General features: G+C 59.3%; 21 protein-coding genes. 14 read left to right on the top strand and 7 right to left on the bottom strand.

What is annotated here, in order from left to right; translation table 11 throughout:
* Positions 1-7 precede the first annotated feature (7 nt).
* Genes NQ559_RS09295 through NQ559_RS09285 form a run of 3 tightly spaced genes read left to right on the top strand, consistent with a single transcriptional unit; the run spans position 8 to position 2660 of the window.
* A complete protein-coding gene (locus NQ559_RS09295; RefSeq protein WP_018694659.1) occupies positions 8-835 on the top strand; it encodes a 2,3,4,5-tetrahydropyridine-2,6-dicarboxylate N-succinyltransferase in 828 nt (275 codons plus the stop codon).
* Positions 836-859: 24 nt separating this feature from the next.
* The gene (locus NQ559_RS09290; RefSeq protein ID WP_018694658.1) at positions 860-1930 is read left to right on the top strand and encodes a TlpA disulfide reductase family protein; all 1071 of its coding nucleotides are present in this window, start codon (positions 860-862) and stop codon (positions 1928-1930) included.
* A gap of 1 nt (position 1931) precedes the next feature.
* Positions 1932-2660 carry a biotin--[acetyl-CoA-carboxylase] ligase gene (locus NQ559_RS09285; protein WP_018694657.1) on the top strand — a complete coding sequence of 243 codons (729 nt, stop codon included), beginning with the start codon at positions 1932-1934 and terminating at the stop codon, positions 2658-2660.
* 64 nt (positions 2661-2724) lie between these two features.
* On the opposite strand, the gene NQ559_RS09280 is transcribed toward NQ559_RS09285, so the two are convergent.
* Positions 2725-3363 (bottom strand): hypothetical protein, encoded by a 639-nt coding sequence (locus tag NQ559_RS09280; RefSeq protein WP_018694656.1) that lies wholly within the window; start codon positions 3361-3363, stop codon positions 2725-2727.
* A 3-nt stretch (positions 3364-3366) separates the two neighbouring features.
* Positions 3367-4668 (bottom strand): hypothetical protein, encoded by a 1302-nt coding sequence (locus NQ559_RS09275; protein WP_169342427.1) that lies wholly within the window; start codon positions 4666-4668, stop codon positions 3367-3369.
* Positions 4669-5068: 400 nt separating this feature from the next.
* Here NQ559_RS09275 and gcvH point away from each other — a divergent pair, with 400 nt between their 5' ends.
* The 4 genes from gcvH (at position 5069) to NQ559_RS09255 (ending at position 7847) form a co-directional block, all read left to right on the top strand.
* Positions 5069-5446, top strand: a complete 378-nt coding sequence (gcvH, locus tag NQ559_RS09270) for a glycine cleavage system protein GcvH (protein WP_018694654.1) — start codon at positions 5069-5071, stop codon at positions 5444-5446.
* A 19-nt stretch (positions 5447-5465) separates the two neighbouring features.
* Positions 5466-6407, top strand: coding sequence for a malate dehydrogenase (gene mdh, locus NQ559_RS09265; protein ID WP_026318156.1), 942 nt, complete (start codon positions 5466-5468; stop codon positions 6405-6407).
* A gap of 376 nt (positions 6408-6783) precedes the next feature.
* On the top strand, positions 6784-6915 hold the full coding sequence (locus NQ559_RS09260; RefSeq protein WP_018694652.1) for a hypothetical protein: 132 nt from the start codon (positions 6784-6786) through the stop codon (positions 6913-6915).
* A gap of 29 nt (positions 6916-6944) precedes the next feature.
* Positions 6945-7847, top strand: a complete 903-nt coding sequence (locus NQ559_RS09255) for a hypothetical protein (RefSeq protein ID WP_018694651.1) — start codon at positions 6945-6947, stop codon at positions 7845-7847.
* Between the two features lie 79 nt (positions 7848-7926).
* Here NQ559_RS09255 and NQ559_RS09250 read toward each other — a convergent pair whose 3' ends face one another.
* The 3 genes from NQ559_RS09250 to greA all read right to left on the bottom strand — a co-directional run bounded on the left by NQ559_RS09250 (position 7927) and on the right by greA (position 11269).
* Positions 7927-10230 (bottom strand): TonB-dependent receptor, encoded by a 2304-nt coding sequence (locus NQ559_RS09250; protein ID WP_026318155.1) that lies wholly within the window; start codon positions 10228-10230, stop codon positions 7927-7929.
* An 85-nt stretch (positions 10231-10315) separates the two neighbouring features.
* Positions 10316-10648: a hypothetical protein gene (locus NQ559_RS09245; protein WP_018694649.1), complete on the bottom strand. Its 333-nt coding sequence runs from the start codon at positions 10646-10648 to the stop codon at positions 10316-10318.
* Positions 10649-10792: 144 nt separating this feature from the next.
* Positions 10793-11269, bottom strand: a complete 477-nt coding sequence (greA, locus tag NQ559_RS09240; RefSeq protein WP_018694648.1) for a transcription elongation factor GreA — start codon at positions 11267-11269, stop codon at positions 10793-10795.
* A 267-nt stretch (positions 11270-11536) separates the two neighbouring features.
* On the opposite strand from greA, the gene cls reads away from it, so the two are divergent.
* The 6 genes from cls (at position 11537) to NQ559_RS09210 (ending at position 17976) form a co-directional block, all read left to right on the top strand.
* The gene (gene cls, locus NQ559_RS09235; RefSeq protein ID WP_018694647.1) at positions 11537-12901 is read left to right on the top strand and encodes a cardiolipin synthase; all 1365 of its coding nucleotides are present in this window, start codon (positions 11537-11539) and stop codon (positions 12899-12901) included.
* Between the two features lie 315 nt (positions 12902-13216).
* Entirely contained in the window at positions 13217-14047 is an 831-nt protein-coding gene (gene bamD, locus NQ559_RS09230; RefSeq protein ID WP_018694646.1) for an outer membrane protein assembly factor BamD, read from the top strand.
* A gap of 2 nt (positions 14048-14049) precedes the next feature.
* Positions 14050-14376: a DNA-directed RNA polymerase subunit omega gene (locus NQ559_RS09225; protein ID WP_018694645.1), complete on the top strand. Its 327-nt coding sequence runs from the start codon at positions 14050-14052 to the stop codon at positions 14374-14376.
* Positions 14377-14386: 10 nt separating this feature from the next.
* A complete protein-coding gene (gene coaBC, locus NQ559_RS09220) occupies positions 14387-15652 on the top strand; it encodes a bifunctional phosphopantothenoylcysteine decarboxylase/phosphopantothenate--cysteine ligase CoaBC (protein ID WP_018694644.1) in 1266 nt (421 codons plus the stop codon).
* A gap of 8 nt (positions 15653-15660) precedes the next feature.
* Entirely contained in the window at positions 15661-17304 is a 1644-nt protein-coding gene (gene recN, locus NQ559_RS09215; protein ID WP_018694643.1) for a DNA repair protein RecN, read from the top strand.
* Between the two features lie 84 nt (positions 17305-17388).
* Positions 17389-17976 carry a hypothetical protein gene (locus NQ559_RS09210; protein ID WP_018694642.1) on the top strand — a complete coding sequence of 196 codons (588 nt, stop codon included), beginning with the start codon at positions 17389-17391 and terminating at the stop codon, positions 17974-17976.
* Between the two features lie 243 nt (positions 17977-18219).
* Here the strand turns inward: NQ559_RS09210 and NQ559_RS09205 are convergent, their stop codons facing one another.
* Positions 18220-19251, bottom strand: a complete 1032-nt coding sequence (locus NQ559_RS09205; protein WP_154653978.1) for a hypothetical protein — start codon at positions 19249-19251, stop codon at positions 18220-18222.
* 442 nt (positions 19252-19693) lie between these two features.
* On the opposite strand from NQ559_RS09205, the gene NQ559_RS09200 reads away from it, so the two are divergent.
* On the top strand, positions 19694-20371 hold the full coding sequence (locus NQ559_RS09200; protein WP_018694640.1) for an MIP family channel protein: 678 nt from the start codon (positions 19694-19696) through the stop codon (positions 20369-20371).
* Positions 20372-20522: 151 nt separating this feature from the next.
* Here NQ559_RS09200 and groL read toward each other — a convergent pair whose 3' ends face one another.
* Positions 20523-22154 (bottom strand): chaperonin GroEL, encoded by a 1632-nt coding sequence (groL, locus tag NQ559_RS09195; RefSeq protein ID WP_018694639.1) that lies wholly within the window; start codon positions 22152-22154, stop codon positions 20523-20525.
* Positions 22155-22254 lie beyond the last annotated feature (100 nt).

The following is a 22254-nucleotide window of genomic DNA, read 5'->3' as shown; positions in this document are numbered from 1 at the left end:
GAAAATCATGTACAGCGAACTCAAAAAGATAATCGAACAGGCCTGGGAAAACCGGGAACTGCTCAGCGAAGAACCCGTACGGCAGGCCGTGCGGCAGGTGGTGGAACTGGTGGACAAAGGACAGCTGCGCACGGCGGAGCCCGTCGACCCGGCCAAAAGCGAATGGAAAGTCAACGAGTGGGTCAAAAAGGCCGTCATCCTCTATTTCCCGATCCAGCCCATGCGCAAGATGCAGGCCGGGGAGCTGGAGTGGTACGACAAGATGGAGGTCAAGCACGGCTACGAGGAGCTGGGCGTGCGCGTCGTACCGCACGCCGTGGCGCGCTACGGCGCCTACATCGCCCCGGGTGCGATCCTCATGCCGTCGTATGTCAACATCGGCGCCTATGTCGGCACGGGCACGATGGTCGACACGTGGGCCACGGTCGGCTCCTGCGCCCAGATCGGCAAGCACGTCCACCTATCGGGCGGCGTGGGCATCGGCGGCGTACTGGAACCCGTGCAGGCCGCCCCGGTCATCATCGAGGACAACTGCTTCATCGGCTCGCGTTCGATCGTGGTCGAGGGGGCGCATGTCTGCCGCGAGGCGGTGCTCGGTTCGAACACCGTCATCACCGGCTCGACGCACATCATCGACGTCACGGGGCCGGAGCCCGTCACCTCCAAGGGTTACGTGCCGCCGCGTTCGGTGGTCGTCCCGGGCAGCTACCGCAAACAGTTCCCCGCGGGCGAATACAGCATCACCTGCGCGCTGATCATCGGCCAGCGCAAGGAGTCCACCGACAAAAAAACCTCGCTGAACGACGCCCTGCGCGATTTCGGCGTATCGGTATAACCCCGGTCTGCGAACCGCCGCCCCATGAAAAAGACACTGCTCCTGCTGACTGCCGCGACACTGCTGTCCGGATGCCGCCCGACAGGCTTCCGCTATACCCTTACGGGACATATCGAGGGGCTGAACGACTCGGTCGCACTGGTCGAATCCGTCACGAAAGACACGCTCGCCGTGTTTCCCGCCCCCGACGGCTCGTTCCGTTACAAGGGGCGCTACGACGAACCGACGGCAGCCGCCCTCGTGCGTAAAAACGGACAAACCGCCGCGGTGCTCTATATCGAGCCAGGCAATATCCGCATCGAGGGACGCCTGAATGCCGAGGAGTCCAGCAACCACGACAAAATCGAGTACTATCCCTCCGGCACCCCGGCCAACGACGCTTTCGGGGCGCACCTGCGATTCGTGAACCGGGCGCTGCATGCCTACAATTTCGAAGACCACGACCAGGCCTACCGCGCCGCGCTGCTCGACAGCCTGATCGGCTCCTCGGCGCGCAACCTCGCGGCCAACACCGACAATATCTTCGGAGTGGCGATGGTCGACGGCGTTATCCACTACGACAAGGACATTTCGCGGGCCCGGGTCGATTCGATCGTCAGCCTCTTCCCGCCTCACCTGCGCACCTGCCGGCTGATGAAACGCCCCCTCGAACATATCGAGCGCGTGCTCCGGTCGCGGGAACTCGCCCGATACGTGGATTTCACGGCGAACGACGCCGGAGGCAACCCGGTCACGTTAAGCCAGGTCATGAAACGCAGCCGCTACCTCCTGCTCGACTTCTGGTTCGCCGACTGCGTGCCCTGCCGCAGCGAGATGCCGCATATCAGGACTGCCTACGAGGCCTATCACGACAAGGGATTCGAAGTCGTCGGGCTGTCGACGGACAAAGACGCCGGGGCATGGAAAAAAGCCATCGCCGAAGACGGGATGGCGTGGATTAACCTGACGGACGCCGACAGGCGTGTCTGCGACCTCTACTCCGTCACCAAATTCCCGACCAACTACCTGATCGACTGTTCGACGGGCGAAGTCGTCGCCCGCGAACTGCGGGGCAAGGCGCTCGCAGAAACCCTCGGAGAACTTTTCAAGCAATAACATGATTTACCGCATCGCAGAAACCACCTCGACCAACGACGACGCCAAGCGGCCGGAATACCGCCACGGCGACATCGTCTGGGCCGAACGGCAGACCGCCGGGCGCGGGCAGCGGGGGCATTCGTGGACGAGCCCCGAAGGCGAGAACCTCACCTTCACGCTGGTGCTCGAGCCCGTGTTCCTGCCCGTCGGCGAACAGTTCCTGCTCTCCGAAGCCGTCACGCTGGCGCTTACGGACACCTTCGCCGCCTTCGGCATCGACGCCCGCATCAAATGGACGAACGACATCTATGTCGGCGACAAAAAACTGGTCGGCATCCTCATCGAGCACAGCTATTCGGGCCCGACCCTCGCGCGGACGATCGCGGGCATCGGCATCAACGTCAACCAGCGTGCGTTCGACCCCGCACTGCCCAACCCCGTGTCGATGGCGGTCGCCAGCGGCCGCACGTTCGACCGCCGCGAGGTGCTCGAATCCTTCCATGCTTGCTGCATGGGCCGCTACGGCCAGCTCGTACGGGGCGAAAAGGCAGCCTTGCAGGAAGAGTACCGGAAACGCATGTACCGGCTGGGCGAAACCCACCCTTACCGCCGCCCCGACGGCACGCTCGTCGAGGCCGTCCTCGAAGGCGTACGCCCCTCGGGCGAGCTGATCCTGCGCCACGCCGACGGCACGCGGCACGCATACCTCTTCCGGGAGATCGAATTCGTGATCGCCGGGAAAAGCTGAATTGCCATAATCATTAGAATCGATCGCAAAACTCCCGGAGGGCCGTACGCTCGAACAGGCAACGTCAATTCCACGGAGCAGGTTTCAACTCTTCATCCCCGGGATTGCGGGGCCCTGTCGGCACCGTCAAGTCCGGAATTTCAGGTTCCGATGACGGATATTGAAGGCGTATCTTCGAAAAGTTGACAAAACTCATCCCATGCATAAACTGCAATTTCCGGCCGAAAAGATTAACGTCCCATTTCACATATCGCTTGAGATTCTTTTCCAGCAAGGCATATTTCTCCGGAGGAATACTCAACATGCAAGGAACATAATCTATTGTAAACGAAACTTCTTCCGTAACACCCGCTGGTGAAATGACATAACCTATTGTAAGAACGGCTTCTGCATCTGTTCGCAACAGTTCATACTCCTCCCGTGTAAAAGTCTCTGTAAAAGCCTTTTCCACACATCCGGGGATCGTATTCGCAACGGCGTATTCTTCGAATTCCGGTTCGATAGGGCTGCCATCCTTATAAACTTCCGGTGCATTTTCCCGGGTATTGGTTATATTGGCCAAAGATAGAATTACGCCCTGGTAGACAGAAGCCAAAAATGTAATCCCGTCTGCAGTAATACGATCCCGGCCCGTATAGTAATCCTGAGCGGAAACAGTTGATCCAAGCCCCAAAATAATAATAATGCTAAATACTCTTTTCATATGCTATTCATTTTTATATTCCGGACAATCCTCCATCATTTTCATTAAAACATCGACGTTCACAGCATCCTCGGAAAAAGGATATAGCGTAACATCCGCGTATGAACGGCTCATACTCCTTAGCAAGGACGCGGCATTCCGATATTCTTCTCGAAAATTATCACTTTTTATATTTCCGGCCATAATATATTTACTCAAAGTTCCAAATATCCGTCGCCCCTCGCCTTCACTGATATATTTACTGACTCCGTTCATATTCCCGATTTTCAACCGATACATATACCAGCACAGTTTGGCCTCGATCTCGTTATTGAGCCGCATGCCCCTGTACTCTTCGGGGGTTTTGCCCGAACATTGGTGCGTATGGAAAAGCTCTTCGAGCAAAGTGATATCGTCGAGCCGAGACCCCATCCTGATCTCGAAATCGTCCCATACGGTACCGCCTTCGAAAGTATAGGCAGTCGGGATCATCACCGAACTTCCGAAAAAACCGGTGCGGATCGTTACATTCCCCCGGATCGAACCGATAATCTTCCCGGCCATGCAATCCTGGCGCAACGAATCCAGCAACGGTTCCAGTTTTTCCCTGCTGTCGGAAGCAAGCATTATATTTTCATTTTCCCGATAACGGGTGTTGGCCGGACTTCCCGGATTAGAGGAGGCACCGCCACCGCCGCCACCGCTGCCCGAAGGGCCCCGATCCTCTTCGGTAGGCTTGACGGGATCCGTATCCAAACGCTCATATTTGATATGGTTTACAGGGCGCTTGGCAGAAACCACAACCGCCTCTATACCGCCGCCGTCAACCGGCTCGCTTTTCTCTGACTCCGCCTCCGCACGTGTCACCGCTGTTTCCCGGCTGCACACGACACTCAGGCCATCCAGCATTTCGCCCAGGCGGGCAGTATTTTCCGCCTGTGTCCGCGACTTATCGTAAAGGAACGCTTCAGCCTGGCATGCTCCTCCGGCATAACGAACCGCATGAACCGGAAATCCGTCGAGCGAGGTGTAAACCGCCAGCCCGGTGAAATCCCCCTTGGAGCCGCTGTTGAGCAGCCTGTCGTAGTCGTCGGCCGTGCGCCCCGCGGCATAGTCCGGATCGGGAACATAAAAACGCAGATAGCTGCTCATGACACCGCTGCGGGAATCCTTTACGACGACCAGTTTGTGGTAGATCGGGGTAAAACGCGGTTCGCCGTACTCGTCGATCCGATAACGAAAATAGCGGAACTCGCCCCGGACAGGCACATCGGTACTGGAAAGCACTTCCCCGGCCGAGACCGTCGCCAGCGACCAGTCGGGCATATAAGTCCCGAGCGTCAGCGTCCCCTCTTCACTCCCGGCTCTGGTCGGTGCCGCAACACGCTCGAAATAGCGGCGTGCCTCGGCCACGGACATAGTTTCCGGATTTCCGGCCTGCGCGGTATCATTCGCCGCATGATCGGAACAGGCCGAAAGGGCATACAGGACAACAGTACATCCTGCGGCAATCAAATAGGATCGTTTTTTCATAGGCTGTGGTTTCAGGGTTTCCGTCGTGACGTAAGTTGTTTTAAAATTAACAAATATTTACGACATCCCAAAAACTTCGGATACCCTTACGGTTATTGAGTTAAAAATATAACATAAATCCTTGCTGTTACGGAAATAACAGTTATATTTGCAATGAAAAAACCGCATTTGAATTTTAAACGATAACCACACCATGAACGTACCCGCAAATCTGAAATACTCGAACGACCACGAGTGGTGCCGCGTCGAGGGCGACACGGCCGTAATCGGCATCACCGACTTCGCACAGAGCCAATTGGGCGACATCGTCTTCGTCGACGTGCCGACCGTAGGCGAAACCCTCGCCGCGGGCGAAGTATTCGGCTCGATCGAAGCCGTGAAAACCGTGAGCGACGCATTCCTGCCCATCGGCGGCGAGATACTCGAATTCAACGACGCCGTGGATGCCGACCCCGCCATCGTCAACAAGGACGCATACGGCGAAGGCTGGCTCATCAAGGTCAGGATGACCGACCCGGCCGAGTACGACGCACTGCTGAGCGCCGCGGATTACGAAAAGCTGATAGGCTAAACACAAAAAATAAAAAGCTATGTCTAAAGTTACAGTAGTAGGTGCAGGTGCCGTAGGCGCAACCTGCGCAAATGTGATGGCTTGCCGCGAAGTTGCGAGCGAAGTCGTCCTGATCGACATCAAGGAAGGTCTTTCGGAAGGCAAGATGCTGGACATGTACCAGTGCTCGACGCTGATGGATTTCGACACCAAGCTCGTGGGCGTCACCAACGACTATAAGCAGACCGCCAATTCGGACGTGGTAGTCATCACCTCGGGTATTCCCCGCAAGCCGGGCATGACCCGCGAGGAGCTGATCGGCACCAACGCCAACATCATGAAGGGCGTGATCGAGAACGTGGTGAAATATTCGCCCCGCGCCATCATCATCGTGGTAGCCAACCCGATGGATACGCTGACCTATCTGGCGCTCAAGGCGTCGGGCCTTCCGAAGAACCGCATCATCGGCATGGGCGGCGCACTCGACTCGTCGCGTTTCAAGTGCTACCTGGCCAAGGCTACGGGCGCCAACATCAACAATGTCGACGGCATGGTCATCGGCGGCCACGGCGACACGACGATGATTCCGCTCGTCTCGAAGGCCACCGTCAACGGCGTACCCGTTTCGCAGTTCGCATCGAAGAAAAAACTCGATGAGGCCGTAGCCAACACGATGGTGGGCGGCGCGACGCTGACCAAACTCATCGGCACGTCGGCCTGGTATGCCCCGGGAGCCGCTTCGGCCATGATGGTAGAGGCGATCCTCAACGACCAGAAGAAAATGATCCCCTGCTCGTGCTACCTCGAAGGTGAGTACGGACAGTCGGACATCTGCATCGGCGTGCCCGCGATCATCGGCCGCAAGGGCATCGAGAAGATCGTGAAGATCGACCTTTCGAAAGAAGAGGCCGAGAAATTCGCAGCTTCGGCCGACGCCGTCCGCAAGACCAACAACGTGCTCCACGAGATCAAGGCGATTTAAACTGCGAATACACAACAGATTTCAAACCCGTCCCAAACAATCTGGGGCGGGTTTTTCATTGCCTAAACACCTCAGCACCCGCCAATTTCGAACCGCATTTGCTCACCAAACGGGCTGATTTGACATATTAAAGAATTTTGCATACTATGAATTATTGCCGACCTTTGCCGGCGCAATTATGAAGAATACGAGCCTACATAGCGCAAAAATGAACGCCGCCCCTATTCGTAATACGTTCGGGGGGGGGAATTTTGCCATGTAGTTGAGACAATCGACATATCCTTTCAACGGGAACCGTATCCGCATACTGCGGATACGGTTCCCGTTTCATTTTTTACGCGGAATCAATTTTCACTTTCAAATCAATTCATCCCATATGGAAAAAGCAACGTATGAAACTCCGGCAATAGAACTGCTGGAAATCCGCACCGAACAAGGCTTTGCGGTATCGGTCTCCACACCCGAAAACGGACACGACTCGTTCACCGAAGAAGATTATGAATGGTAAACCCACAAATGATGATGAGCATGAGAAGTATGAAAACAATTCTGGCCTGCGCCTGCGCCGTGCTGGCAGTCTCCTGCGCCGAAAAGAATGAAATCGCAAAACCCGCTCCCGAAACCCGTACCATTACCCTCAACGCAACGTCCGAAACAATCGCGTCGCAAGACAAAACCCGCACGGCACTGGATAAGGACGGTCTGAGCGTCGTCTGGAAGAAAGGTGACCTGATCCAACTGTGGTACCTCAAAAATGACGGGTCCTACGCAAAAGCAGGCGAACTTGCCGCCCTGTCCCAAGGCAATAGCACTACGTTCACCAGCGAATGCACTTTCACCGACGAAGCGGAAACACCCGATTATCTCGCAGTTTCATGCTATTGCGCCAATGGCCCCGAAGTACTCAACACGGTAAAATACGAAAACGGGAAATTCATATTCTCCAACCCCGGAGAGGCATCTGCCGTATTCAAACCATCGTTCAACTACCCTTCGAAGAACCCCGATGAGTTCGCAGTTCGTAACCCTGCCGTCGCCCACGGCACCGATCTGAACGCCATGACATTCAAAAATATATTCGGCGTCATGAAGTTGACGATCCAGACAAGACGCAATGCACAATACCAGATTACCTTCCAAGCCACAGGTATGGCCCAAAGAAAGGACTTCACCGGAGAATATCATTACGACCCTGCGACCGGAACCGGAGAATTAATAAGAGAGCATACCACCTCTCCGATCACCATCGAACCGCAAGGGCAGAATATCGGCGCAGAATTCGTGTATTATATCCCCGTCGCTCCCGGCACCTACGACGATTTCACCATGAAAGTTTACGATTTCGGAGAGGATTACTACGAACGAAAAGCGACCAAACCGCTCGAAATAAAGGCTGGTGTCATCACCAACCTCGGAAGATTCGTAGATAATTTACAATAATTCGAACCGCCCGACAACACAAACGTCCGAAGTCTTACTTCGGACGTTTGTCGTATTCAGCAGTCCCAAAAGGAGGGAATCAGAAACTGAACTTCGCGCCGACGAACCAGCTGCGGGGCAGCGACGGGCCGTAAATGTAGCCCGAGTCGCGGTCTACACCCTTGTCGAAGTCCTTCTGGTAGGCGTTGAACAGGTTCTGCACGCCACCGTAAAGCTGCATGGTTATCTCCTTGTAGATACGCACGTCGTATGACAGGCGGATGTTCATGTCGAAGAACGACGGGGTCGAAACGGCCACGTCCTGCCCGACGCCCGACCCGGCCATGTGCTGCACCAGCATCGACCCGGTGCAGGTTCCCGACAGGTCGGCCGTGAAATTCCGCACCGGCTTGAACGACGCGGTGAAATAGCCGTAGGCATCGGGCGTGCGGAACATCCGGCGCGCGGGCGGCACCTCTGCGTCCTCGCTCCAGTATTCGGGCTCCTTGTAACGGCTCTGCTGGAGCGTCACCCCCGCCTGCAACTCGAACCAACGGGTAAAGGCAGCGCGCCCCTCGACATTGAAGCCGCGCACCGTCGCACCCGAACCGTTGTAACGTTCCTTGACCTTGCCGCCGTCGGCCGCATCGTCCATGTCGCGCAGCGCAAACACATCGTCGAGGATCGTATAGAACCCCTCGACCAACAGGTTGGTCTGCACTTTCCCGAACGTATGGTAAAGGTCGGCCGAGAGGCTCACGCTGTGCGAGCGCTCCTCCTTCAGGTCGTCCGCAAGCTGGATGCGCACCCGCTCTCCGCCCACGATGGCGATGTGCATGTCCTCGTCGAACGCCTGCGGGGCACGGTAGCCCCCGGCGTAGCTCACGCGCAGGTTCACCGCTTCCGACGGGTTGAAACGCACGTTGACGCGAGGGCTGAATATCACATGGTCTACGAGGTTGTGTTTGTCGAGGCGGCCACCGACAAGCAGCGACCACTTCCTGGTCTTCCACTCGTTCTGCAGGTAGGCCCCCACGATATGCACCGTCTGGTCGGTGTGGATGTCGTAGCCGACCGAACGGTCACCCAGGTCGTCGTAACTGTACTCCGTTCCGAACGTCAGCTCCGAGGGCATGAACAGCAGCTTCCTGAACTCGTGGATATACTGCATCCCCGCCGCCACGGTCAGGTCGTGCGTCGTCCCGTAGGCATCGGGATCCTGCTTGCTGCCGTAGTAGCTCTTGCGCGCCGTATTCTGGAACGAGACATAGGTGTTGAAACGGTTGCGGCGGTCGGGCGACGAGATGTCGAACGAAAGGCTGCCCCCGTCGATCGAATGGTCGATCTGCTCGGCGACCTGCGCCTCGTGGGGCGGCCGGTCGAGCATGTCGCCCCCGCGGCGGAATTCGTTGATATGGTGGTACTGCGCCGTGATGCGCGAATAGGCGCCCGTACGGAAGAACGAGCGCATGCCCACCGACTGGCTGTTGATGACGGGCACTTCGGTGAAGCCGTCGCCGTCGTGGTCGTAGCCCGAGCGGTGGCGGCTCTGGCCGAAGACGCAAAGCCCCGCCCGGCCGCTCTCGGTGACGAGCGAAGCATTGAGCATCGTATTGTTGTCATAGGAATTGCTGCCGCCGATCGAAGTGAGCGTATGCGACATCTGCGCCGAATTGCGCGAAGGCTCCTTCGTAATGACGTTGATCGTGCCGCCGATGGCCGACGACCCGAACAGTGCCGAACCGCCGCCGCGCAGCACTTCGACACGCTCGATCATGTTGGCCGGGATCTGCTCCAGGCCGTATACGCCCGTCAGGGCCGAGAATACCGGGTGCGAATCGACCAGTATCTGCGAATAATGGCCGTCGAGACCGTTGATGCGCACCTGCGTGAAGCCGCAGTTCTGGCAGTCGTCCTCGACACGCACGCCGGGCTGGAACGACAGCCCCTGTGCCAGGCACGAGGCGTTGGTCTTCTCGAACAACCCGGCGTCCAGCACGCTCACCAGAGCAGGCGCCTCCCGGCGCAGCCGGGCGGAACGGCTGGCCGACACGACCACCTCGTCCATCGAGATGCCGCTCTGCACCACCTCGAAATTCAGTTCGGCCGTCTGTCCGCGTCGAAGCGTCACCTGCTGCGTCTGCGAGGCATAACCTAACGCGCGGACTTCGAGCGTCAACGCGCCCTCGGGCAGGTTTTTCAGGAAATAATGCCCCGAAGCGTCGGTCGTGGTACCGAATGCCGTGCCCGTCACGGCGATGGTCGCATAGGGAATATGTTCATGCGTGTCGCGGTCGACCACATGGCCGAAGATATTGGCGTCGGTACTTTTCTTCGGCGCCTCGACACCCAGTACCAGTACGCACCGGCACATGAAGAGTGCCAGCAAAATATATTTTTTCATTGCTTGTCAGATAATAAGTAAATAGTATGACCCGGGCTGCATGCACCCGGTAAACCGATCGGAGAAGAAAACCCAGGGATTGGGGCTACGCCACGGGAGGCGCACGCAGCGAAATGCCCGACGCCTGCTCGTAGAGTTTGCAGCGGGTTGCCTCGGGCAGCAGCACGGCCAGCATCCGGGCATAGAACGAATGCACGGTCGGCGCGATGTCGAGATAGGGGAAGAAATAGAAATCGTCGATGATACACCTGTCGACGATGATCGTATGCGCGCCGTTGTCGGGCACCAGGTCGCCGCAGTGCGCGGAGAAATGCGCATGGTCTTCGTTGTAGATGTGCACCTTCTGCCCCGCGTAGGCCGCGAGCAGGATCAGCAGCAGCAAAGCCGCATAGAGTCTTTTGGGTGCGTAGCGTATCATCTTTCCGAGCCAAAGATAGCAATAAAAAAGGGCCGTTCAAAACGGCCCTGCAAAAATACCCGAAAATGGGGATATATGTCGTGTCCTCGCACCCGGTTGCCGGGAGGCGGACGATGGGCGCCGCCACCCTGCGGATCGGGCGCCTCAGATGCTGATGTCGAGGATCTCGAAATGGATCGTCCCGGCGGGCACCTCCACGTCGACGCGGTCGCCTTTCTTGTGCCCCAGCAATGCCTTGGCGATGGGCGTACCGATCGCCAGCTTGCCTTCGCGCAGGTTGGCCTCGTGCTCGGCGACGATCGTGTAAGCCACCTCCTTCTTGGTGTTGTGGTTCAACAGCGACACCTTGCTCAGTATCTGCACCTTGCTCTTGTCGATCTTCGACTCGTCGATCACCCGGGCATTGGCAAGCGAATCCTCCAGCTTGGCAATACGCATCTCCAGCAGACCCTGCGCCTCGCGGGCGGCGTCGTACTCTGCGTTCTCCGAAAGGTCACCCTTGTCGCGCGCTTCGGCAATAGCCGCCGATATCGCCGGACGCTCGACGGAACGCATGTGGTCGAGCTCATCCTTGAGTTTTTTGTAACCCTCCGCTGTCAGATAAATAATCTCTTTTGCCATAATATTAAACGAGTCCGACGTACTTGAATTTCATAACGCTGCGAAAGATTCCGAACATGGGGCCCGTCGAACTCACATTAGGCATCCGGTGATGCCCGTCCCACATCCAAAATCCTCCTGTATTCCCCTTTGCGGCGGGGGAACCCTGTAAAACAAACAACGTAAAAAAATAAGAATCCTGACCGGTGAAGGCCAGAACCCTGTTTCCATTGTATACAGCAAAGATAGAAAGTTATTTTCTAATTTCCAAATCTTTTTTCGCGGCGCATGGCACGGAGTATGCGCCTCGCGCGGGATATGTATATCGTACTCCTGCTCCACTTAGCCTGGGCGCTCATGGCCGTCCCCGTCGTCACGCGCCAGCAACGCGTCCCCGCCTCGGCGGCAGCCTGGCTGGCGCTGATCCTGCTGCTGCCCGTCGCCGGCACGCTGCTCTACATACTGGCCGGCTACCGCCGCAACGGCCCCGCGGCGGATTGCCCCGCCTGCCGCGGCGACCGCCTCGAACAGATCATCGCCCACGGATGCGGCACACGCCCCACCCGGTACAACCGCGTCGGGCTGCTCCACAACGGCAACAACGCCTTCACGGCACTGATCGCCTCGCTGCAACGGGCCACGCGCTCGATCCACATGGAGTACTACATCATCCGCGACGACCGCATCGGGCGCACCATCGCTGAAATACTGATCCGCAAAGCCCGCGCGGGGCTCGAGGTGCGGGTGATCTACGATGCCGTCGGCTCGTGGCGCCTGAGCCGCAAGACACTGCGCCGCATGCACGACGCGGGGGTAGAGACGGCAGCTTTCGAACCGATCCGCTTCCCGTGGTTCACCACGCGCGTCACGCACCGCAACCACCGCAAGATAGTCGTCACCGACGGCAAGGTCGCCTACCTGGGCGGCATAAACATCGCCAAATACTACCTCGACGGGGATTACATGGGCAAATGGCGCGACGAACACCTGCGCGTGGAGGGCGACGCCGTGGCCGACCTGCAACGGCTCTTCATCGCCGACTGGGCGCGTGTACGCGGCGAATACCTCGACAGCCGCCGCTACATCGCCCCGCACGGCATCAGGCAGCGACTGCCGATCCAGCTGGCCTGGGCCGAGGAGGGGCCCTCGCGGCTGACCATCGCCGACGCCTTTGTCTCGGCCATCGTCCGGGCGCACCGCACCATACGCATCTCCTCGCCCTATTTCCTGCCCCCGGCCCTGTTGCTCGACGCGCTCCGGCTGGCGGCACGCGGCGGGGTGCGGGTACAGGTGATGATCCCCTCGTGCAGCGACTCGCCGTTCACCGACCTGATTTCCGACTCCTACATCGGCGACCTGCTCGACGCCGGGGTCGAACTCTACCGCTACGACAACGGCTTCCTGCACGCCAAGCTGCTGATCGTCGACGAGGACACCGCCTCGGTCGGCACGGCGAACATGGATTACCGCAGCCTGCTGGACAACCTCGAAGTCACGGCTTTCATCCGCGACCGGAGCGTCGTGCGGGCGCTCTCGGCCACCTACGACGACGACCTTGCCTCGTGCCGCCGGATCGCGCGGGAAACATGGCGGCCTGCGGCATGGCGGCGCACATTGGGCGACGCGCTGCGGCTGGTCTCGCCCCTGATGTAGCGCAAGCCGCCGATCGACATTTCCGCACCGGGCCCGGCGCGCCGTTCCCCTGATTTCCGTAATTTTCCCCTCTTACCGCCTGCCTGTCCGCGCCGCCGGGGAGAGGCTTCCCTCCGTCCGCCACCGGCGCCGGAAGCACCTCCGGCCACGGATTCGGATGCCGCCGTGCGGCATCCCGGGAGACCCGCGGGCCTCCCGCCCGGACGGGAACGGGAAATACGGCTCGGCGCCTTATTATTACGCACAATAAATTTTTTTGGAAATCGTTAATTTATGCGTAACTTTGCGCGATAAAGCGCCGTAAAAGATTTATCAATGAAGCAGACTTTTTTATACGCCGTGTGCGGGGTGATTCTGGTCACCGCATTTAGCGGATGCGCAGGCATCAACTCCCTGCTCAAAAGCGGACAACCCGAACTGATTTACAGCAAGGCGCTGGAGTACTACCAGAAAGAGAAGTGGTCGCGTGCCTCGACGCTCTTCGAGGGCGTCCAGCACTACTACATCGGCACGCCGCGCGAAGACAGCGTCTCGTTCTTCAACGCCCGCTGCAAGTTCAAGAACCGCGACTATGACACCGCCTCGGCCCTGTTCGACGATTTCCGCCGCAAGTTCGGCCGCAGCGCCTTCATCGAAGACGCCGAAGGCATGTACGCACTCTGCTTCTACTACCTCTCGCCCGGCCCCTCGCGCGACCAGACGATGACCGGACAGGCACTGATCGCCATCAACGAGTTCATGTCGCGCTACCCCCACAGCGACCGCGTCGAGGATTTCAAGCAGATCAACGGCGAACTGACGCAGCGGCTGCACGACAAGTCCTACCTGAACGCCTACACCTACTATAAGATAGGCCGCTACAAATCGGCCATCGTATCGCTGAAGAATGCGCTCAAACAATTCCCGGACAGCAACCACCGCGAGGAGATCATGTACATGATCGTGGACGCCAGCTACCGCTTCGCCAACAACTCGGTCGCAAACAAGCAGACCGACCGCTATCTCTCGATGCTCGACTCCTACCTCTCGTTCAAGGAGGAGTTCCCCGAATCGAAATACACCAAGGAGGTCGACCGCATGGCCAAGCACGCACGGGACTACCTCGACCGCAACAAGAAGGACGAAGACAAAGACAACAACATATAACAATGGAAATCAAGAAGAACATCCCCAACAACACCATCACGCGCAAGCTGGTGGATCTGGACAAGGAAACGGGCAACATCTACGAAACGGTGAACATCATCGCCCGCCGTGCCAACCAGATCTCGACCGAACTGAAGACCGAGCTCAGCCGCAAGCTCGCCGACTTCTCTTCGCCGACGGACACCATGGAGGAGACCTTCGAGAACCGCGAGCAGATCGAAATCTCGCGCTACTACGAACGCCTGCCCAAGCCCGCGATCATCGCTACCGAGGAGTTCCTCGACGGCGAACTCTTCTACAAGGAGAACAAAGAGGTCAAGGAGTCCTAAGGATACCGCCATGGATTTGCAGGGAGGTGGCATACAAGGCCCCGGCGCAGGCGCTGCCTGCCCGGCCGAAGGAGTGGCCGGACGGCACATACTGCTGGGCATCACGGGAAGCATAGCGGCCTACAAGGCGGCTGTGCTCTGTCGTTTATTGAGGACGGCGGGCGCCGAGGTGCGTGTCGTGATGACCCCGCTGGCCAAGCAGTTCATCACCCCGCTGACGATGGCCACGCTTTCCAGGAACCCGATCCTCGTGGAGTTCTTCGACCCCGAGAACGGGGCCTGGAATTCCCATGTCTCGCTCGGCGAATGGGCCGACTGCTACCTGATCGCCCCCGCCACGGCCAACACACTGGCCAAAATGGCATGCGGCATCGCCGACAACCTGCTGCTGACGACCTACCTCTCGGCCCGCTGCCCGGTGGTCGTCGCCCCCGCCATGGATTTGGACATGTACGCCCACCCCACGACCCAGGAGAACCTGCGCCGGCTGGCCGGGCACGGCGTGCGGATCGTCGAACCCGCCGAAGGGGAGCTGGCCAGCGGGCTCACGGGCAAGGGACGCATGGCCGAACCCGCGGAAATCGCCGCCTATGTGGGCAAACTCCTCTCCGCGGGAACCCCCGAAAAAAAAAAGCGCCTGTCCGGTAAACGCTTTGTCGTAACGGCAGGCGCCACGATCGAAGCCATCGACCCCGTGCGGTTCATCTCGAACCACTCGTCGGGAAAGATGGGCTACGCCATCGCCGGAGCGCTGGCCGCACGCGGTGCGCAGGTAACCCTCGTCACGGGGCGTACGTCGCTGCCGACGCCCCCGGGCGTGGAACGCGTGGACGTGCTCTCGGCCGCCCAGATGTACGATGCCACGACCCGAGCCTTCGAGGGCGCCGACGGCGCTGTCATGTGCGCCGCCGTAGCAGACTATACGCCCGACACGGTTTCGCAGACCAAACTCAAGAAGGGCGAGGGCGAAATGCACATCACCCTGCGCCGTACGCGCGACATCGCCGCAGAGCTGGGAGCCTCCAAAGGCGGCCGCCTGCTGGTCGGCTTCGCCCTCGAAACGCACGACGAACAGGCCAACGCCGAGGCGAAGCTCGCGCGAAAGAACTTCGATTTCATCGTCCTCAACTCGCTGCGCGACGCCGGCGCGGGATTTCGCGGCGACACCAACAAGGTGACCTTCATCGACCGCAACGGCCGCGAGCCGCTGCCCCTGATGCCGAAGAGCGAAGTAGCCGGACGTATCGTCGACAAAATCGAATCACTGTTAAAATAAAGACCGCCATGTTACGCCGTCTGTCGGTTGAGAACTACGTGCTTATCGACAAGCTCGAAATGGAGCTGGATCCCCACCTGAATATCATCACGGGTGAAACGGGAGCCGGGAAATCCATCCTGCTCGGTGCCCTCGGCCTGCTGCTGGGCGCCAAGAACGACGGCTCGGCCATGAAGGACGCCGCACGCAACTGCGTGGTCGAAGGCACCTTCGACCTCTCGGGGCGCGACATGGAGGCTTTCTTCGCCGGGAACGACCTCGACTATGCGCCGGAGACTACCGTAACGCGCATGATAACCCCGGCCGGCAAGAGCCGCGCCTTCATCAACGACCTCCCGGTGCAACTGGCGCAGCTGCGCGAATTCGGCACCCGCCTGATCGACATCCACTCGCAGCATCAGAACCTGATCCTCTCCTCGGAAGAGTTCCGCACCTCGGCGCTCGACACCGTGGCCGGGAACGGGGAACTGCTCGCACAATATGCCGCGCAGTATACGCGGCTTACGGAACTGCGGCGCCGGCTCGCCGCCCTGCGCGAAGCCGCCGCCGGCGGACGCCGCGACGAGGAGTGGCTCCGCTTCCAGAGCGAAGAGCTCACGGCTGCCAACCTCCGCGAAGGGGAACAGGCCGCCATCGAGGAAGAACTGGCCGTACTGGAGAACGCCGACCGCATCGGCGAGGTGCTCACTACGCTCCGCAACGCCCTCGATGCCGACGAAACCGGAATGCTCACGCTCCTGAAAAATTCCGAGAACGACCTGACGCGCATCCGCGAACATTTTCCCGCGGCCGGGGAATACGCCGCACGTCTGCACTCCGTACTCGAGGAGCTGAAGGACATCGACAACGCCGCCGCCGCCGACAGCGAACGCCTCGATGCCGACCCCGAACGGCTGGCCAAACTCGCCGCACGCCTCGACGCCCTCTATGCCCTGCAACAAAAACACCGTGTCGCCTCCGAAACGGAGTTGATCGCAGCCCGCGACCGCTATGCCGCACAACTCGCCGCCATCGTACACGGCGACGAAGAGATCGCAGCGGCTGAAAAAGAACTGGACGCGGCCGCGCAGAAGGCCGGCGCGTTGGCCGACAGGCTGCACAAGGCACGTGCAAAAGCCGCCCCGGCCTTCGAAAAACAGATCCTGGAGACACTCGCCCAGCTGGGCATGCCCGAAACCGTATTCAAGGTGACGCTCACCCCGCTCCCCGACCTCGGGCGCACGGGACGCGACGGCGTGGCGTTCCTCTTCTCGGCCAACCGCAACGCGACGCCACAGAGCGTCGAACGTATCGCCTCGGGCGGTGAGCTCTCGCGGGTCATGCTGGCGCTCAAATCCCTGCTGGCCCGGCGCATGCAGTTGCCGACGGTCATCTTCGACGAGATCGACACGGGCGTCTCGGGGCGCATCGCCGACGCCATGGGCGAGATCATCGAATCGCTCTCCGCGACGTTGCAGGTCGTGGACATCACCCACCTGCCGCAGGTGGCGTCGAAAGGCGCAGCCCATTTCGTGGTCTACAAACGCGACGGGCGCACCGGCATCGCCCGCCTGACGGACGAGGAGCGCATCACCGAGATCGCCAAGATGCTCTCCGGCAGCCGCATCACCGATGCCGCCATAGCCCAGGCACGCATCCTGCTGGGCAAATAACCGCACACGCAACGCCCCGGCATCGGGACGGATAATCCGTCCCGACGCTCTTTTAACCCCGCAATAACCGCAACTTTACACATCATGGACGAATTACTGAAGATCGCCGCCGCCAACCAGCAGCGCGCCCGCGAAGTTATCCGCGATACCGACCTCGAAGCGATCTGGCAACAGGTCGGCGCCGAACCCAACCTGGTCGGGTCGCTCCGTACGGGACTGCTGATGACGCACCGCGACATCGACTTCCACATCTACTCCTCACCGCTGCGCCTTGCGGACAGCTTCGCCGCCATGGCACGCCTGGCCGAAAACAGCCGCATCCGCAGCATCACCTTCAACAACCTGCTCGACGCCCCCGACCAATGCCTCGAATGGCATGCCTGGTATGCCGATGCCGACGACCGGTTATGGCAGATCGACATGATCCACATGCCGAAAGGTTCGGCCTACGACGGCTATTTCGAACGGGTGGCCGACCGCATCGCCGCCGTGCTGACCGACCGGACGCGCGAAACGATCCTCCGGCTCAAATACGAAACCCCCGAGGCGAAGAAGATCATGGGTATCGAATACTACCAGGCCGTACTGCGCGATGGCGTGGGTACCTATGCGGAATTCGAAGCCTGGCGCGCCGCCAACCCCGTGACGGGGATCCTGGAGTGGATGCCCTGACAAAAAGTGGAGCCCCGTCCTGCAAGGGAAGGATCGGAACCGGGAGCCGGGAACAGGGCCGGCAATGGCGCAGCACACGCCGCCGGTATCGGGCATTCAACACCGTGCATCGGGCAATCCGGCATCCCCGGGGCACGCAGCGCATGACAACAAGCCCGCACATAAAAAAAAGCAACCCCGCAGGGTTGCTTTTTTCAATCGGCGACGGCACCGCAGCCCGCCTCGGCCGCTATCGGCACGGGCTCAGTCAGCCCGGTATTTCCTGTTGGTGACGTCGATCGTCCGGGCTTCGAACAGCCCCAGGTCGGCAGCAGGGCAAGCATTCGCAGGGACATTCCTGCCATCGTAAATATCGGCAAAATTATAGCTGCTGTCCGTAGTCAGCCAGTTCCACATCTCGGGATATACCTCCTTGATATGCACCGATTCGCGCGGATAGTTGAACCAGTCGAACCCGCAGAGGTAGCCGCCTTTCTCGTCGACATATTCCGTCCCCGTGGTGGTGATCACCAGTCCGTAGGGCAATTTGTCCTTGTCGAACGAATCGTTCAGGTAGGCAGTCGACAAGGCATAAAGTTCCACGCCGTTATCCACCTCGATATACCACTCAACGCGCATCGGGCCGTTCCCTTCGATCTTCGACACATCCCAGTTGCGGATCGTCGACCCCAGGTACTCCCCGACCTTGATATTGGCCTTGTCGTAGGTATTGAGCGTTCCCTCCATCGACTTGAAATACTGCGACCGGCAATCGGCACCTTCGGGGGTGATCAACCCCTTGAAGATACGCTTGCCGCCCTTGTAAACGACACATCCCAGTTTGATGGATTTCGTCGACCCCAACGCCACGGGCTGTACGCCGAACCCGAAGATATTCTGCCGGGTCTGGTACAGCACATGGATGACCAGGTCGTTGTAATCGTAATCCCCGCGCCTGGAGTCCTCGAAACATACTACCTGGAACAACTGCGATTTGTTGCCTGCGAAATTGGGGTACTCATCGCGCGGGACGAACGTCGTCGTCAGCCCCTCGTCCGAACGGGTCAGGGTCATCCGCGGCACCCAGATCGTCATGGGGCTTTCGGCTTCGGCCAACGTCACCCCGTATGCCTTCACTACGGTGATGCAACCTTCTTTCACGGGGACATCGTACGTGCCGGCCGTTTGGTAATGGTCGATGTCGACGTCCACGGGACTGCCGGGACGGACATCGCTTTTCTCAATGCAGGAGGCAGCCAGGAAGGCCAGCATCAAGATCGTAAGACATTTCTTCATTATGGGCATGTTAGATCAATCAAATAGGTTCCGCATCTCCCGTTGCACATCTTCCCACTCCAAGGAACCCGATTATTTTTCGCAGCCAAAGATAGACATTACAACTCCGAAAACCAAACAAATCGGCCAAAAATAGATACGATATAGCCCAACATCCTTTTTCCGGGGCAATAATTCCCGCTGCCACACCGCACAGGCCGCCCCTGCTGCAACACCTGCCATCGTACCGGCTGCCAACGCCCCGCACCCGGGCGGCCGACTGCCACCCGGGCCCCACACAACCGAACCAGAGGGTGCATTTTTCCGCCCGTATTATCCGCAGGGCAAAAGATGCAGACACCTGACACACAGTTCCCGAAATGTCTACCTGCCGGCCTTTTTTTGCTATTTTTCGTATATTTGCCTTGCAAACAGGGCTCCGGCCCGCTAAATTCTAACGACTATGAAGAAATATTTTGCAGAAATGCTGGGGACAATGGTTCTCGTACTGATGGGCTGCGGAAGCGCCGTATTCCTGGGCTGCGACGCACCGGCCGAGATACTGGCCGTAGCTTTCGCATTCGGCCTGTCGGTCGTGGCAATGGCCTACTGCATCGGCGGCATCTCGGGCTGCCACATCAACCCTGCCATCACACTCGGCGTATGGCTCTCGAAGCGCATGAGCGGCAAAGACGCAGCCGGCTACATGCTCGGTCAATTCGCCGGGGCGCTGATCGGCTCGGCCATCCTCTACCTGCTCACCTCGACGGGCGGCTACGGCGCAACCACAGCCACGGGGGCAAACGCCTTCGGCCAGGGCGAAATGGCACAGGCCCTTGTCGCCGAAGTGGTCTTCACGTTCATCTTCGTGTTGGTCGTGCTCGGCTCCACGGACAGCGAAAAGGGCGCAGGAAACCTGGCCGGACTGGCCATAGGCCTCACGCTGGTGTTGGTGCACATCGTCTGCATCCCCATCACGGGCACCTCGGTGAACCCCGCCCGCAGTTTCGGCCCTGCGCTCTTCGCAGGGGGCACGGCGCTCTGCCAGCTATGGCTCTTCATCGTCGCGCCCTTCATCGGGGCAGCCCTCTCGGCCGGCGTATGGAAGATGCTGGGCTGCAAATGCGCGGACAAAAAATAGCCCTGCGGCCAACGAAGTACCCGCCGCCCCGCGCGGAACCCCTCCCGGCCAACCGCCCGCAGCGCCGGAGAATGCCGCCTCGATCGCTTCGCGGCAAAACAAAAATCGGAGCCTCCGTAAGAGGCTCCGATTTCCTATTATGAATCGGTGACTACATCATGCCGCCCATACCGCCTGCGGGCATCGCAGGCATGGCGGGAGCATCGGATTTCTTCTCCGCCAGCACGCATTCGGTGGTCAGGAACATCGAAGCGATCGAAGCGGCATTCTCCAGCGCAACGCGCGACACCTTCGTCGGGTCGATGATACCGGCCTTCAGCAGGTCTTCGTACTTGTCGTCGCGGGCGTTGTAACCGAAGGCATCCTTGCCCTCCTTCACCTTGTTGACAACGACCGAACCTTCGCCGCCGGCGTTCTCGACGATCTGGCGCAGCGGCTCCTCGATCGCACGTTTCACGATCTGGATACCGGTCGTCTGGTCTTCGTTGGCACCCTTCATCCCTTCGAGAGCCGCCGTAGCGCGGATGTAAGCCACACCGCCGCCCGGGACGATACCCTCTTCGACAGCGGCACGGGTCGCAGCCAGTGCGTCGTCCACGCGGTCTTTCTTCTCCTTCATCTCGACTTCGGTAGCGGCACCCACATAGAGTACGGCCACACCGCCGGCCAATTTGGCCAGACGCTCCTGAAGCTTCTCCTTGTCGTAATCCGACGTAGCCTTGTCGATCGAGGAGCGGATCTGAGCAACACGGGCTGCGATCTCCTCCTTCTTGCCGGCACCGTCGACGATCGTAGTGTTCTCCTTGTTGAGCGTCACCTTGTCCGCCGTACCGAGCATCGAAAGGTCGGTATCCTCCATCTTCATACCCTTGTCGGTCGAGATCACCGTAGCACCCGTCAGGATGGCGATATCCTCGAGCATCTCCTTGCGGCGGTCACCGAAGCCCGGAGCCTTGCAGGCGGCGATCTTCAGCGTACCGCGCAGCTTGTTGACAACGAGCGCCGACAGCGCCTCGCCGTCCACGTCCTCGGCGATGATCAGCAGCGAACGGCCGCTCTGCGCCACCGGCTCGAGCACGCCCATCAGCTCCTTCATCGTCGAAATCTTCTTGTCGGTAATCAGGATGTAGGGCTTCTCGAGCTGTGCCTCCATCTTCTCGGGATCGGTCATGAAGTAAGCCGAGATATAACCGCGGTCGAACTGCATACCCTCTACGACCTCCACATGGGTCTCGGTGCCCTTGGCCTCCTCGACGGTGATCACACCTTCGTTGTTGACCTTCGCCATCGCCTCGGCGATCAGCTTACCGATCGTCTCGTCGTTGTTGGCCGAGATGGTGGCCACCTGCTCGATCTTATCGAAATCCGAACCCACCTCCTGGCTCTGCTTGCGCAGGGACTCGACCACCTTGGCCACGGCCTTGTCGATGCCGCGCTTCAGATCCATCGGGTTGGCACCGGCCGTCACGTTCTTCAGGCCTACGCCGATGATCGACTGTGCGAGCACCGTGGCAGTCGTCGTACCGTCGCCGGCATCGTCGTTGGTCTTCGAGGCGACCTCGCGTACCATCTGGGCGCCCATGTTGGCGAAAGCGTCTTCGAGCTCCACCTCCTTGGCCACCGTCACACCGTCCTTGGTGATCTGCGGCGCACCGAATTTCTTGTCGATGATCACGTTGCGGCCTTTGGGGCCCAGCGTCACCTTCACTGCGTTCGACAGCGCATCGACACCCTCCTTGAGCAGTTCGCGCGCCTCAACATTATATTTGATATCTTTTGCCATAACTTTATATTTTATATTCGTTCATAAGCTTATCCCCGAAGCCACCCTTTTCAAGGGGATTTTCAGAGGGAATGTAAAAATTTCGAGGTCAGAACAACCT

Source organism: Alistipes onderdonkii (genome assembly GCF_025145285.1).
Taxonomy (GTDB): domain Bacteria; phylum Bacteroidota; class Bacteroidia; order Bacteroidales; family Rikenellaceae; genus Alistipes; species Alistipes onderdonkii.
The sequence above is the reverse complement of the archived record's forward strand: the minus strand, read 5'-3'. Positions and strand labels throughout refer to the sequence as shown.

Excerpts from the sequence above, each read along its gene's own strand:
- gcvH (WP_018694654.1), top strand. The coding sequence starts at position 5,069 with ATGAACGTACCCGCAAATCTGAAATACTCGAACGACCACGAGTGGTGC.
- NQ559_RS09205 (WP_154653978.1), bottom strand. The coding sequence starts at position 19,251 with ATGAAGAAATGTCTTACGATCTTGATGCTGGCCTTCCTGGCTGCCTCC.
- NQ559_RS09255 (WP_018694651.1), top strand. The coding sequence starts at position 6,945 with ATGAAAACAATTCTGGCCTGCGCCTGCGCCGTGCTGGCAGTCTCCTGC.
- NQ559_RS09295 (WP_018694659.1), top strand. The coding sequence starts at position 8 with ATGTACAGCGAACTCAAAAAGATAATCGAACAGGCCTGGGAAAACCGG.
- recN (WP_018694643.1), top strand. The coding sequence starts at position 15,661 with ATGTTACGCCGTCTGTCGGTTGAGAACTACGTGCTTATCGACAAGCTC.
- coaBC (WP_018694644.1), top strand. The coding sequence starts at position 14,387 with ATGGATTTGCAGGGAGGTGGCATACAAGGCCCCGGCGCAGGCGCTGCC.
- NQ559_RS09285 (WP_018694657.1), top strand. The coding sequence starts at position 1,932 with ATGATTTACCGCATCGCAGAAACCACCTCGACCAACGACGACGCCAAG.
- NQ559_RS09245 (WP_018694649.1), bottom strand. The coding sequence starts at position 10,648 with ATGATACGCTACGCACCCAAAAGACTCTATGCGGCTTTGCTGCTGCTG.
- groL (WP_018694639.1), bottom strand. The coding sequence starts at position 22,154 with ATGGCAAAAGATATCAAATATAATGTTGAGGCGCGCGAACTGCTCAAG.
- greA (WP_018694648.1), bottom strand. The coding sequence starts at position 11,269 with ATGGCAAAAGAGATTATTTATCTGACAGCGGAGGGTTACAAAAAACTC.
- bamD (WP_018694646.1), top strand. The coding sequence starts at position 13,217 with ATGAAGCAGACTTTTTTATACGCCGTGTGCGGGGTGATTCTGGTCACC.
- NQ559_RS09280 (WP_018694656.1), bottom strand. The coding sequence starts at position 3,363 with ATGAAAAGAGTATTTAGCATTATTATTATTTTGGGGCTTGGATCAACT.
- NQ559_RS09200 (WP_018694640.1), top strand. The coding sequence starts at position 19,694 with ATGAAGAAATATTTTGCAGAAATGCTGGGGACAATGGTTCTCGTACTG.
- mdh (WP_026318156.1), top strand. The coding sequence starts at position 5,466 with ATGTCTAAAGTTACAGTAGTAGGTGCAGGTGCCGTAGGCGCAACCTGC.
- NQ559_RS09290 (WP_018694658.1), top strand. The coding sequence starts at position 860 with ATGAAAAAGACACTGCTCCTGCTGACTGCCGCGACACTGCTGTCCGGA.
- NQ559_RS09210 (WP_018694642.1), top strand. The coding sequence starts at position 17,389 with ATGGACGAATTACTGAAGATCGCCGCCGCCAACCAGCAGCGCGCCCGC.
- NQ559_RS09250 (WP_026318155.1), bottom strand. The coding sequence starts at position 10,230 with ATGAAAAAATATATTTTGCTGGCACTCTTCATGTGCCGGTGCGTACTG.
- cls (WP_018694647.1), top strand. The coding sequence starts at position 11,537 with ATGGCACGGAGTATGCGCCTCGCGCGGGATATGTATATCGTACTCCTG.
- NQ559_RS09275 (WP_169342427.1), bottom strand. The coding sequence starts at position 4,668 with ATGCCCGACTGGTCGCTGGCGACGGTCTCGGCCGGGGAAGTGCTTTCC.
- NQ559_RS09225 (WP_018694645.1), top strand. The coding sequence starts at position 14,050 with ATGGAAATCAAGAAGAACATCCCCAACAACACCATCACGCGCAAGCTG.
- NQ559_RS09260 (WP_018694652.1), top strand. The coding sequence starts at position 6,784 with ATGGAAAAAGCAACGTATGAAACTCCGGCAATAGAACTGCTGGAAATC.